Origin of the sequence: Pseudomonas sp. Y5-11 (assembly GCF_022368695.1) — a bacterium.
Lineage (GTDB): Bacteria > Pseudomonadota > Gammaproteobacteria > Pseudomonadales > Pseudomonadaceae > Aquipseudomonas > Aquipseudomonas parakoreensis.
The window spans coordinates 865,166-878,361 of the sequence record NZ_CP058974.1 but is presented as its reverse complement, the minus strand read 5'-3'; the positions used below and the strand labels follow the sequence as shown (position 1 = coordinate 878,361).

Sequence of the window (13,196 nt, the reverse complement as noted above, 5' to 3'; positions counted from 1 at the left end):
CGGTCCGCATCGACTGAGGAGGCGTGGGTTGCGAGGTCGTAAGTTTGCATCACAGCAGGACATTGAACGGCACATTGCAAATGGATTTGGCGAAGGCGCCGGGGCAAGCTACGTGCCTTGGCTGCGGGTACAAGATGTCCCGTCGATAGGTCGTTCGCACAAAATCCAAGGTGTGAAGATCGAGAGGATTCATCACCTACTGTCAGATCTCGAGCGTTCGTACTTCCTTGTGTGTGAATTTTCTGAAGACGTCGTGGATATCCGTGAGCAATATCCGTTACTACCCACAGAGCGCGCGCAAGCGATAGCGTCGGCAATAGATGTACGTTATCCCAGATACCCTAGAACGACACTGCCCTATGTAATGACAACAGATTTCCTGCTAACCGTTAAGGACTTGAGCGGAAACTTTAAGTCGGTAGCTAGAACGGTGAAGTATCGATCCGACCTAGTTGGCAAAGGAAGTAACCGCACGCTTGAAAAACTTGAGATTGAAAAGCGCTTTTGGCAAAGCCAAGGTGTTGATTGGAAAATCGTCACAGATGAATTTTTTACACGAGATTTGATAAAAAATCTTGGACTAATCAGAAAATACTCGAAGCTCCCTCGCGATTTAATGAAAGTCCCTTTGCATTCGAGTTTTATCGAGTGCCTAGCAAACAGCCGGGAATATTCGTGGACTTTGGCCACCTGTCTAAGAAAAATAGCGTCCCTTCTGTCCATCTCTTATCTAGACGCTCAGGCAATTTTCTTCCATCTGGTTTGGAACAAGGTACTGAAAATAGATTTGATTAACACTCCTCTCCACCTTACTAGTCTAGTTCCTGAATTCGAAGTTTTCCAGATCCCTGTCCAAGGATCGTTGAAGGAGAAAATGTCATGACTGTCCTCGTTAATGAGGTTTTTGAGCCTGTTACCGATCTGTCGGTCATCGCTACGATAGCTAGGCTCATTTACCAAGATGAAACGCATGACTTGGCTGTGGTGATAGATCTAGCAGACCCACCCCGGCAGCCCTACGCCATTGGTCTCGAAGAGTTGCGTCGTTCGTTAGCGTCTGGTCACACGAAACCAGCAGCCATTACCACACCCGAGTTTATGCTTGTGCTTGAGGACCAGCTGGATGAGAGAGCCAAGCAAGGCCGGGACGAAAAGTGGGCGGTCATAGCCCCGCTGCTAGATCCTGAATATCCAGGACAAATATTTGTACGGGGAGAGTTAGGCCGGCTTGTTACCAAACGGGCGTCAGAGCTCGGAATTCAGCGAAAAACGATCTATCGGCTTCTTTACCGATATTGGTTTTATGGTCAAGTTCGAAACTCATTACTTAATAATTACTCGGCGGTAGGAGTTGCCGATAGAAAATATGATCCGAGTAGGCCTCCAGGGCGAAAACCTACGTTTCAAGGCGTTCTCACTGCGCCTTCCAAGATGCTCAGTGCGGTTGATAAACGATGCATACGAGTTGGATATGCCCTTTATGTAAAAGATAAGAAATCTTCTATTTCGAGCGCATATGACGAAATGTTGAGAAGATTCTACTCGGTTCGAGACATCTCTAAAAACAGTGAAGAAGAGCTTCGTTTGCTACCTAGCTTAGAGCTGCCCAGCCTGAGGCAATTCAGATATTGGGGACAGATTTTTTTCGACGAAATTGAAACCGAGCGTGGCCGTAAAGGGTTGAGGAAGTGGTTAAAGGACTGCCGTCCGCTTTCAGGTACCGTTCGCGATTGGCTGCGTGGACCGTGTCATCAGTTTGAAATCGACGCAACTATTGCCGATATTTATTTGGTCAATAGCTACTCTAGACGGATGCTTATTGGCCGGCCCGTAGTTTATATCGTTGTGGATAGTTTCTCCGGAATGATTGTTGGCCTCTATGTAGGATTGGAAGGTCCCAGTTGGAACGGGGCGAGGCAAGCGCTGTTCAACGCGTTTACCCCCAAAGTCGAGTTCTGCGCTCAGAACGGCGTTGAAATCAATTCAGATGATTGGAATTGTCACCACCTGCCCCACCAGATTTACGCCGACAGGGGAGAGATGTTGTCACTGGCAGCAGAGGGGCTATCGTCAGGCTTGGGAATTGAGATGGGCACGGCTCCGCCTTATCGGCCTGATTGGAAGCCTATGGTAGAAAGTCGGTTTGGCATTTTGAATGATTTGACGGGTATCAGATGGCTACCTGGCGGGGTAGCTGCGCGAGACAAAGAGCGAGGCGAGCGAGATTACCGGCTCGATGCCACGCTAAACCTCAAAGAGTTCACCCAGATCCTCATCAATTGCGTGCTCCACTATAACCGGCACCATCGACAGCCTGACCGACTGACTCAGGCGATGATGAATGACGGTGTTGAACCTACGCCCAACGGGATATGGAATTGGGCCTGCGAAAACGACCTGATCGAATCCAACAAACGTCCCGACGAGCTGGTTTACCTCCATCTCTTGCCGCGCGAGCGCGCGACCGTTCAAAAGGGCGGCGTGATGTTTCGCGGCATGCACTACGTTTGTGATATGGCCATAGAGAAAGATTGGTTTGCCAAGGCTCGCAAAGGGGGCGTTTGGTCAATAGAGTGTTGGTTCGATCCGAACTCTGCGGCGCACATCTGGATCCAGGGAGAGGCCAAGCAGTTTATCCGCTGTGATCTTCGACGATCGGATGCCGGTTACGCGAATTACCGCTCGGACGAGATTTTTGATCTGCTCGAAGCCTATCGCCAAAAACCGCCTACTCACCGGCGAGCCGAGCTGGAAAGCCGTGTGCAGCTTAGCGATCAGGTCCACCAGATCATCAGCCATGCGCTCGCAGAACGAAAATTGGAACCTGCTCCGCCCACCAAGGCGGAGGCCACTGGAAACATCCGCGAGAACCGCGCAGAAGAACGTCTCCGTGAGCGTGAAAATGCGGCTGTTCCTGAAGGCGTCAGGGCGGAGCCAGCTTCACTTCAATCTGAATCGACACCGAAAGCGCATGACTCATATGCCGGCGAGCGCACTGCGCAAGTTATCGATTTGCTCAAAAGAATTCGGCCAGGACAGGCAAAATGAAAGGTGCGCAGACGTTTGCCAATTACGTCAAACAGGACATAAGTGAGTATGCGGGCAATCCGCTTATCGAAGCTTTGCCTCCTATATTGTCGGAGGCGGCGGCTATTGAGCTGATCTCGAATTTTCCTCAGCCGGTGGATCCGAAAGAGCTGACCCTCGAAGGATCCACTCGAATTCACTGTATCGACCGATTAAGAACCGTGGTACAGCCGTTTTTGTTACACCTGGAACTGGAGGCCCTGTTTTCACTGCTCATCCGTCGAGGGTATGTTGGGCGTAACCCGATGTCGCCCGCTACCGTCCGGCATTTGCATTCTTTATCGGGGGCTCAGCGTTACCACGATGCGTTCAAGTCCACTGCTGAAACGTTTACCGTCGTCGGCCTGAGCGGTATTGGCAAGTCGACGGCACTCCACGCCATTTTGAGCCTTTATCCACAGACAATCCGTCATGAGCGCTATGAGGGAAAGCAGTTTGTTCATACCCAAATCACTTGGCTGAAGCTTGACTGCCCTCGGGATGGATCGCTGGCTGGATTTTGCCAGCAGTTTTTTTATGCGGTTGGTGACGCTCTAGGAGACAAGGACTATCACAAGCGCTACAGGCATCGAAATATCAATGATGCGCTGCAACAGATGGAGCAGGTGGCCAGCACGTTTTTCATCGGCGCCTTGTTAATCGACGAGCTGCAAAACCTCCACCTGGCGAAAACCGGTGGTAAGGAGAGCATGCTGAATTTCTTTCTGCACTTGGTTAACAACATTGGTATCCCGGTCGTTTTCAGTGGCACGAACTCTACGATTAGCCTGTTCTCAGAAGCCATGCGGACTGCCCGCCGAGTCTGTGGTGCCGGTACGCTGGAATTCAAACGATTCGAAAAAGAGGATGAGGAGTGGCGGTTGTTAGTCGAAAATCTCTGGAGCTATCAGTGGTGCAAGCAGACTGCTGAGCTGACTGACGAGATTTTCGACACGCTGTATGAGCACACTCAAGGCGTCACAGATTTCCTGGTCAAGCTGCTGGTATTGAGTCAGCGTTATGCGGTCCAGAGTGGCTCGGAGTGTTTGACTGCCGAGGTCCTGGTGAAGGTAAGCAACTCAAAAATGCAGATTCTAAAGCCAGCCCTTTCAGCTCTGCGTAGCCGAGATCCGAAGCGGATGCGGCAGTTCGACGATTTGCTGCCGATTGAGGATCAACTGAGCGAAATGATGGTCTTCGACGGTTTGGCACGAGAGGATCGCCTCGCCTTGCTTCGAAGCGTTGTGTCCCGTGAGAAGCCGGCAGACCAATCTCCAACCATTCTTGCGAAGGATCACCCATCGCCTATTGCAACTGGTGTGGAAAACTCAGAGGCTAAAGCCCTAAGCGAACAGGACGCTCCCCTCGATGCTCTGCGAGCTGCGGGCTGGCTCAACGAGGACTTGTTTGAGTTCTCACCGATGTATCACAAAGCGTGAGTCGGGGGGTGGCGAAGTGCACCTTAAACTCCATTTCTTCCCCACCGCGTTCCCCGATGAGACGCTGCACAGCGTGATATCTCGCTATGCCCGTCTTTGCGGTGTTCGTAATTGCCAAGCAGCATTTGCCGGCCTGAAATCGGCGGCAGCATTTTCGCAAAATGTGGCATTCCCAAGTCATTTAGGGGAGTTTGTCGACGCGCTACCCAGCGGTACCGAGCTATCGATAGCCGAGGTCCTTATGCGTCACACGCTATTACCCTACTATGCGCCGTTTTTGACTATGAGCCAGGTAGAACACGCTCGGACGCTGATGACTGCCGATGGGAAGGGTTTGATGTTGAAGCTGGGCGTCAACGCGAGCCGTATTGGATTCGCCTCCCGAGTGCGGTTATGCCCAGAATGTATCGCCCAAGATCAGGCCCAACGGGGAGTTGCTTACTGGCACAGGGTTCACATGCTTCCAGGCGTGCTGGTATGTCCGCATCACGGGACGTCACTTAGTATCCTTGATCCTCGCTGGTCCAGCCGCAGCTCTCGACAACTCAATCTGCCGAGTGATGAGAATGTGCAAGCTCACACGTTACGTCTCGATACCCCGTCGCTGAGCATGCCGCCGCTTCACGAAATAGCGTTGCGCTCACTTCAGGTCATCGAGTCTGAAGTCAGTGCTTTGTCAGCGGAGGCGGTGCGCTACACGTTTTTACAAAGGGCAACGCAGCTTAACCTTGCCTCTGATAACCATCGCTTGCACATGCACATGCTGGCGCAGCACATGGCCGATTTTTTTGCCGCACTCCCGCAAGAATGGGAATTTTCCATACTCGGAGAAGTTCGTGCAGGTACACCCGCCTCGTGGGTCACGAAGCTGCTTCGTACGCCAATAACCTCCCACCACCCGCTCAAATACATTTTATTGGCCGGTGCTCTGGGCATTGACATGGTGAACTTGCTGCATGGTCAACGCCCGGTGAAACAGGCGGTGGCGTGTGGTCCGATAGCTCACATTCAACTTCACACGCGCCTTTCTCCGGTGATGCCCGGTGAAGGCATGGACTGTTCGTCAGCCGCTGTGTGGAAACATGCTCTTGAGGGCGCTGATGCCAAAAAGATCGCTGCCGTTCTAGGCGTTTCATTGGCGTATGTCTATCGTCACATCCGAAATGTAGCCGGCGGGCAAGGTGCTTGGAGTGAGGCAAGATTTCACATTGAGCTATGCGCAAGACGCACGGCTTTCGAGGCTGATTATCGTTTTTACAAAGCACATGCATGCAGGGGGTATGCGTGGCTGTATCGCCACGATAGGCGGTGGCTTTCGGAGTCAACTGTAAACCCAAGCCCCCATCGTACGCCCCGTCTAAATAGCGCCGAAATGTTCGCTGCCCTCGATGCGAGACTGGCCGGCGAAGTCCGTCAGTGTGCTGAAGCGCTTTATGCTCTTGCGGGTAAGCCTGTCCGCATCTCGCGTACCAGAATTGGCCGGGAGCTTCATGTTCTGTCTCGCTTCGAAAAGCAGCTCTGCAAGCTTCCTCTCTGTGCAGCAATGCTCGACAAAGTATGTGAATCAATCGAAGGCTTCCACGATAGGCGTCTGCGATGGGCTAGAAGCAAATTGCTCTCGGAGGGCAAGCCTATATCACGTTCTTCGCTTTACAGGGTCGCGAGCATTCGGCCCACGCTGTAATCCAGCCAGCCATTCCCTCGATCTAAAAAAGTTCTGAATTTAATTCAACGTAAACACATTATTTTTCTGTTAATGAATATTTGCACCTTCCAGAATAGCTACGGCATACGCTGGATGACCACGATCAGCAAGTAAAACGTACTAACCCGCGATCAACAGAAATAGTTTTGCAATTGCCATGGGCTGACCTGCGCAGGTTATCGATACGTGTTTTGTATTCAAGAGTACGATCGCGGCAGGGCTTAGATGAATTCACTACGGTTAAAAGTTGAGCGGCTGGGTATCATTTCCAAATCGATACCGGATACAGAATTTGACGGGTTGCATATATACTGCCCCCGGATGCATATTCTCTTCGAGCCCTACCTTTAATCGGTAAATGATGTCTGATCTATTGTTTTTCCCCGTGTCGATGCCGGATGAAATGCTGCACTCTCGTGTCACCCGATATCACTATCTGTCAGGCAACAGAACCGCGACAGAAACCTACCGCGATTTGTTCGCATCGAAACCCTTTTGCATTGGTGGCATCGTACCCAATCAGATCGAGAGGCTCGCCCACAGACTGCCGGGGCAATCGGAGAGCAATCTCGCAGAGCTGATCAGTAGCAATACCACTTTTCCTGCTTACCGGCCTTTTCTTGGGGTTAAGCAGGGTCCGGAGAACAACGTAGGTCCGCTGGGTTATGACGGGGTGGTACGGGTGCCCCGCAGAGAGGAGTCCACCCATGGCAAGGCTAAGCTTTGTCCTACCTGCGTTCAGGAGGATTTGATTGATCGGGGTTCTGCCTACTGGCATCGATCTCACCAAATACCCGGTGTTGCCGTCTGTTGGCGTCATGGCGACACATTGATCCATGCCTGCCCCGAGTGCTCTCGCCCGTTCTACCGAAAATTGAAGCTACTTCCCAATCTGACTGAGCCATGCGCATGCGGTTGGAGCCCCTTAAACAGCGCAGCGACTCACAAGGGCTCAAAACTGGAACAGAAAGTCGCCCTGTTCGCACACGATATCTTGCAACGCAATATTCCTCCGATAGGCAGTACGGTATTAAGTTCTTGCTACGTCCGCCAATGCAAGAAACGCGGATATATTTTCGGAAAAAATGCAGGTATCGCAAAACTATTCGACAGCATCCAAAGCGCTTACGGTGATGAGCTTTTGTCGCAGATTGATCCAGCCTATAACACCGGGAAACATGAGCAATGGATCCGGCTCAAATCAGACAAAGGTCAGCTAAATATGCCGCTCGCGAGGCATTTGATCATTGCTCTTCATTTGTTTTCCAGTGCAGATGACTTTGAAGAGGCTCTGAAGAATGAGTCTATTCTGCTGAGTGCCTCTGTTTCTCCGCGAGCGTCCAAAGTTGAAGAATCGCATCCTAGCCAAAAAACTAGGTATCGCCAAAAAATTGAGTTGCTTTTAGCGCTACGTAACGACGCCGATGTCGAGTACCTCTGGAAGAAGGCGTACAAACCTACGCAATGGATTCTAGAACATGATAACGCATGGTTAATGGCAAAACTCCGTGCACCTAAAAAAATTGCAGTTACGGTCGAAAAGTCTGTCGACTCAAGAGACGGCGCGTATGCGGCCCTTATCGAAGCGGGCGTAGATGAGCTATATAAAGTTACGAAAGATCCGAAGAGAGTGAATATTCGGAATTTGCAATCGCTACTCCCAGGTTCGTTACCTCATGAGCTGGATCTACGCAAGCAGAGGTTTCCCCTTACTTATCAACAGATAAAGATTCATCAAGAGTCAGTATGGCATTTCCGTCTAAGAACTTTGATATGGACTGTCTCTGAACTCATCCGGATGAAGCTCCCGGTGAATTACTCGACGGTAAGATTGACTTCAGCGGTAGCAAGCAAGGTTTTCCTGGTATTTTCCAGTTTCTTCGAGTGGGATCTGACAAGCCTGGAAAAAACCGGAGTCGACGCGGAGGCCTTGCTCAGATCTACCGGCGTATCGAGGAATTGGGAGGGGCCACCGGTTCCAATAAGCTTTTGAGGTCATCTGTGTTCCGTCAGCGTCTGCCAACCTTTGGTGATAACAAAAATGCCATCTGGCTTGAAAGCGTAAACGCGGAGTAGGGTTCACCTTTCACATTAGTAACCTTCGCGGCAGCTTTCTGAAAGCTTTCACTTGTTACTCTTTAACTCAGAAAATTGAGCTTAGGAGAAAATCATGAAAGCAATGACAGCAGTGAAAGCGTTTTGCGCCGCTTCGGTTTTGACCTTATCTTCATTAGCCATGGCTGAAGGAGGCGGTGACCGCGTGTATGGTCGGATGATGCAAGAAAACCAACAGGCGATGGAGCAATATGCCTTAAGAAATGGTAAGGCCGTCCCTGAAGTTGTTCATTATGAATATGGTATGAACCTCGATATTCAGAAGGTGATCAGTGTCACACAGGCCAACAAAAACTGTAGTGTTGCGCCTTCGCGCATGACCTATGAAGATTCGGCGGGCAAGCTTAATACCGTGGAATACAAGATTATGGGTACCGACTGCCCACATGGGAGTTAGCCCCTTAAGGTCATGTCTACATCAAATCATTCATTTACGCTTTTTAAGCATGCTTGCTGGTCGCTGACATAGAAGTAATTTTCAGGTCACGCTGAAGTTATCTTTTGTATGAAATTATGTCTGTCGGCACGTAGAGGGAATCCCTATGTGCCGGTGGCTTTTTATAATGATAAAAATATTTCATAAAGAAACTCTGCCAAGCAAAAGCCTGGAGTGTTAAATGAACAATAAAAGCTTTTATGGTCTTTCTCTCATTGCCCTTGGCATGAGCATGGGGCAAGTTGCAGTGGCCGTTGAGCAAAAACCTGAGGGGTTCATTGAAGGGAGCTCCCTTAGTCTTCTCAATCGTAATCTCTACTTCAATCGTGACAATCGAAAGGGCCAGTCAAGTCCCACAGGCAATGGTTACGCTGAAGAATGGGCTCATGGGATTATCGGGCGATTTGAGTCTGGCTTCACCCAAGGCACCGTCGGGTTCGGCATAGATGCATTTGCAATGGTAGGACTCAAGCTTGATTCGGGTGATGGGCGCTCGGGGGCTCGAAGCTCAGTGGATGTCATGCCCTACAACAGCAAAGGCCAACCTGAAGACTCTTACTCAAAAGTAGGCGGAGCCGCGAAGGCTCGCTTTATGGATACGGTGGTCAAAGTAGGAGATGTCTTTCCATCCACGCCTGTCGTGGCATATGGCGATTCTCGACTGCTGCCAGAGAGCTTTAAGGGGGCAACGTTCACCAACACCACCATTAAAGACCTGACCATTCAGGGGGGGCGGCTGCATGCGATGAGCCAACCCAACTCCAGCAGCATGCGTGACGGCTTTTCGACTTTCTATGCCGGTGCTGTTGATGCTCCATGGATTGCTTACCTTGGGGGCGATTACACCGTTAATGAGCATGTTGGTGTGAGTCTTTACGCCAGCCAATTTAAGGATGTTTGGAATCAGTATTACGCAGGCACTTCCCTGAGCTACCCGCTCTCAGAGAGCGTCGCGTTGATCGGTGGATTTAATTACTACCGCGCGGTCGACGAGGGTAAAAAACTCCTGGACAGCTTTGATAACAATATCTGGAGTGGCAAAGCCGGGGTTAAATTCGGCGTCCACACGGTGACCGTTGGCTATCAGCGCAGCAACGGCAATGACGACTTTGATTACCTGCGCCAATCGGACTCGATTTTTCTGGATAACTCCATCCAGTACAGCGACTTCAACTCACCGAAAGAGCAATCCTTGCAGCTTCGCTACGACCTGGATATGCAAGCGTTCGGCATCCCAGGCCTTAGCTTCATGACCCGCTACGCGAAGGGGTGGGACGCTGATTATTCCAACGCGAACAGCGTGTATATGCGTCGCGGAGCAGATGGAGCGCCATTGCAAGACCAAAAGCGTTGGGAGCGAGACATTGAGGCTAAGTACATCATCCAGTCAGGCTCTCTGAAGGACATGTCGCTGCGTGTTCGCCAAGCAACCACGCGTGCTACCGATTTCGAATCTGATTTGGATGAGGTCCGACTGATTGTCGAGTACCCACTGCAACTGCTTTAACGAGCGCTAACCTGCGGCACCAATTGTTCGACTACCAGGTACACCCCGTCTCCTTGTTTCTCCTTTGGTTTGGGAGGCGGCTTAGGCGCCCTAGTGGCGCCTTTTTTTGTGTGGATTGACATAAGTGCGGGACGTCCTGTTGTCAGTACCTGTGTTCGCCCCGCTTGGCAAACCTGCTGTCTAGGAGCTTTTGATCCGTTGACAGGCAATCTCCATTCATAACTGAGACTGAAGGTGCAGAGTCATCGTCGATATTCACTTCGACTGCGTGCGCATCGTTTAGCTGAGGGCGTTATAGAGTGGGGCTGGGGGGAACAGCAGGAGAGACGGCCAACAGTAGCTCATTGTCTTTGCGTGTTACTTGAGCGCGGAATGGACAGTATGTGTCCCGCTGCATGGCTATGTCGCTAACCACGCAGGGACAGGATTGAGGGGCCAGATTAGTTTCCGGGGTATTCAGCAATGACCTGGTCTGCGCCTGCTTTGGACAAACCGATTACCTGGTAAGCATCATGTTTTCCGTTGACTTCCATGCCCGGGGATCCAGCCGGCATGCCAGGAACGGCGATCCCGAGAAGGTCGTCACGTTTGCTCATCGCAATGATTTGCTCGGCGGGCACGTGACCTTCAACAAACTTTCCATTGATCATTGCTGTGTGGCAGGACGAGAGTCGTGGAGCAACACCGAGATCCTGCTTGACCGCGCTCATGTTGGTTTCTACATGATCAACGACGGTGAAGCCGTTAGCTTCAAGGTGCTGGATCCACTTCTTGCAGCATCCACAGTTAGCGTCACGATGGACGTCGATCGTCAGCGACTCTGCTGCATGACCAGCTGAACTGATAAACAGAGCCGCAAATGCAGCGAGGCGAAGTGCCCGACCGGGACGAAGAAAGTTATTTCGCATGGGTATGTTCCTTCCCATCAGCGTGGGTATGAGTTTTTGGCTGAGTGGCCGGAGTTGCAGGGGCGTCATGTGAAGCCTCCACAACCTGAGGATGGGCGTGTTCGGTACTTTCATCCTGAGAAGGCGCTTCGGCCGCCTCATGGGCATGAGCGCTGTTTCTCTCGCCATGATGGTCGCCTGCTTCGGCTATTTCTTCGCCTGTACCCGCATCATGATGCCCCGCGACAGCGCCTTTTTGGCCCTCATGCTGGCCTTCATGGTTATGCATTTTGCTCTCGCCGCCACCGTGTTGATGACCACCGCTGCTGGTTGCGAGAGCTTTGTATTGCTCTGCATCCATTGAAGGCAGCTGCTGGAGAAATGCGACCATTCCCCATATGTAGGGATCGGCCATGCTTTTACCCCAAGCGGGCATGCCTGTGGATTTGATTCCATGCTTGATGATCCAGAAAGCTGCGGCAGGGTTTCCATCAACGCCCAGTTTTGAAAGATTCGGAGGTGCGGGGTAAAGGCTATTACTTAACTCGGTTCCTTCAATACCCGGAGCGAGATGGCAACCGATGCACATAGAGTTGTAGTTGCCAGCACCTGCGCGGATTAGAGCTTCTTCGCTCAGGTCGGGGACTTTAATGTCGCGTGAGCGCACTTCGATCGAGCGATCCCGAGCGGTGGAAAGTAGCGCGTAAACGGGATCGGAGTGTGGTTCATCCGCCCCAACATTGATCACACCAAAATAAACCACGCCGGCACCTGTTATTGCGGCAACCACCCCGGCAGCAGTCAATGTTTTCAACGTTCTTTTCATGTCAGGCTCTTAAAACCACATCCGAATACCGGCGACAAATCGCGCCTCGTTCGCATGCTCTCCTTCATCGCTGGCCAGGTCTGCCGTATTGCCGTAGGAGCGGCTCCAGCTAACCCCAATGTAAGGGGCAAATTGGCGAACAATCTCATAACGCAATCGGAGCCCTACTTCGGTGTTTGCCAATCCAGACCCAATGCCGCGTTGAGGATCATTTTTTCCGTAAAAATTGGCTTCGGCCGTTGGCTGCAAGATCAGGCGATTGGTCAGCAGAATGTCGTAGTCGCCTTCCAATCTAGCAGCGGTTTGACCGTTCTCACCGATATAGGCAGTCGCTTCGGCTTCAAAGTTATAGAGGGCCATGCCCTGAATACCGAGCGCTCCCCAAGTTTGTGGTGATCCGGGCTTGAAGTCTTGTCGTACGCCGGTGACGACATCCCACCATGGACCGATGGAGTGCCCCCAAAGGGCTGAGAGTTCAGCGTTTTCCGTTACGCCATTGGTACGTTCGCCTTCCGAACGCAACCACAGTCGGTCAACGTCACCGCCGATCCATCCTTTTGCATCCCAGGCCAACGCACTACCGTTGTCAGCATCCTGGTACTCAAACTTATCCAGCAGCATGAAGGAGTTGACCTTCTTGTCGTGAACGCCATGACCAGCCACATCAGGGAACGCGGCTGCACGGTCAGCGTCGGTCAGTACAGGGATTGGAGTTCGGCTGGTGGTGGTAGCCCCTCCATCCATACTTTCCATACCGTCCATTGCTCCATTGTCCATGCTCATCTTGCTGTGATCCATTGCCCCCATCTTGCTATGGTCCATAGCTCCCATCGAGCCGCGATCCATCTTGGAGTGATCCATCTCTTCTGCCGCCTGGGCCATGAAAGAGAAAGCAGGACTGGTAGAGACTGCCAGTGCCATCAACGTTGGACGTAAAAACTTACTGGTCATGATCTCAATCTGCCTTTTTGGTTTTTTGGTCATGACCCATCGACTCATGGCTCATCTTGCTGTGATCCATTGATCCGTGATCGGGCTTTGATTCTTTTGTCGCAGTTGCAGGCTTGCTCGTTGGCTCCGCAGGAGTAGCAGGTGAATGAACACTACTATCCTCGACTGCCAGCGCCACGGACGAGAGTCCACCCATCAAGCCGACGGCAAAGAGGCAACCGACCAGCGATTTACGATTTAGGTATGTGCTCACAGATCGTCTCC

The 13,196-nt window shown here is 51.5% G+C and carries 11 protein-coding genes; 7 read left to right on the top strand and 4 right to left on the bottom strand.

What is annotated here, in order from left to right; translation table 11 throughout:
- Positions 1-28: 28 nt before the first annotated feature.
- From HXW87_RS03955 to HXW87_RS03925, 7 genes are all read left to right on the top strand, one after another.
- Complete coding sequence (locus tag HXW87_RS03955; protein ID WP_042556885.1) at positions 29-883, top strand: TnsA endonuclease N-terminal domain-containing protein; 855 nt, start codon at positions 29-31, stop codon at positions 881-883.
- Positions 880-3,048 (top strand): Mu transposase C-terminal domain-containing protein, encoded by a 2,169-nt coding sequence (locus tag HXW87_RS03950; protein ID WP_042556884.1) that lies wholly within the window; start codon positions 880-882, stop codon positions 3,046-3,048. The genes HXW87_RS03955 and HXW87_RS03950 overlap by 4 nt, the downstream gene beginning before the upstream one ends.
- Entirely contained in the window at positions 3,045-4,505 is a 1,461-nt protein-coding gene (locus tag HXW87_RS03945) for an ATP-binding protein (protein WP_042556883.1), read from the top strand. The genes HXW87_RS03950 and HXW87_RS03945 overlap by 4 nt, the downstream gene beginning before the upstream one ends.
- Before the next feature lie 16 nt (positions 4,506-4,521).
- Entirely contained in the window at positions 4,522-6,189 is a 1,668-nt protein-coding gene (locus HXW87_RS03940) for a TnsD family Tn7-like transposition protein (protein WP_042556882.1), read from the top strand.
- 382 nt (positions 6,190-6,571) lie between these two features.
- Positions 6,572-8,203, top strand: coding sequence for a TnsD family Tn7-like transposition protein (locus tag HXW87_RS03935; RefSeq protein ID WP_224450881.1), 1,632 nt, complete (start codon positions 6,572-6,574; stop codon positions 8,201-8,203).
- Between the two features lie 186 nt (positions 8,204-8,389).
- Entirely contained in the window at positions 8,390-8,722 is a 333-nt protein-coding gene (locus tag HXW87_RS03930) for a DUF2790 domain-containing protein (protein ID WP_042561925.1), read from the top strand.
- A 220-nt stretch (positions 8,723-8,942) separates the two neighbouring features.
- Positions 8,943-10,268 carry an OprD family porin gene (locus HXW87_RS03925; RefSeq protein WP_042556881.1) on the top strand — a complete coding sequence of 442 codons (1,326 nt, stop codon included), beginning with the start codon at positions 8,943-8,945 and terminating at the stop codon, positions 10,266-10,268.
- Positions 10,269-10,708: 440 nt separating this feature from the next.
- On the opposite strand, the gene HXW87_RS03920 is transcribed toward HXW87_RS03925, so the two are convergent.
- The 4 genes from HXW87_RS03920 to HXW87_RS03905 are packed head-to-tail and all read right to left on the bottom strand — an operon-like array spanning position 10,709 to position 13,185.
- Complete coding sequence (locus HXW87_RS03920) at positions 10,709-11,176, bottom strand: DUF411 domain-containing protein (protein WP_042561924.1); 468 nt, start codon at positions 11,174-11,176, stop codon at positions 10,709-10,711.
- Positions 11,166-11,981, bottom strand: a complete 816-nt coding sequence (locus HXW87_RS03915) for a cytochrome c (protein WP_080963326.1) — start codon at positions 11,979-11,981, stop codon at positions 11,166-11,168. Before HXW87_RS03915 ends, HXW87_RS03920 begins: the two co-directional genes overlap by 11 nt.
- A 9-nt stretch (positions 11,982-11,990) precedes the next feature.
- Positions 11,991-12,965 carry a copper resistance protein B gene (locus HXW87_RS03910; RefSeq protein ID WP_042556880.1) on the bottom strand — a complete coding sequence of 325 codons (975 nt, stop codon included), beginning with the start codon at positions 12,963-12,965 and terminating at the stop codon, positions 11,991-11,993.
- Entirely contained in the window at positions 12,937-13,185 is a 249-nt protein-coding gene (locus HXW87_RS03905) for a hypothetical protein (protein ID WP_176393382.1), read from the bottom strand. The genes HXW87_RS03910 and HXW87_RS03905 overlap by 29 nt, the downstream gene beginning before the upstream one ends.
- Positions 13,186-13,196: the final 11 nt, after the last annotated feature.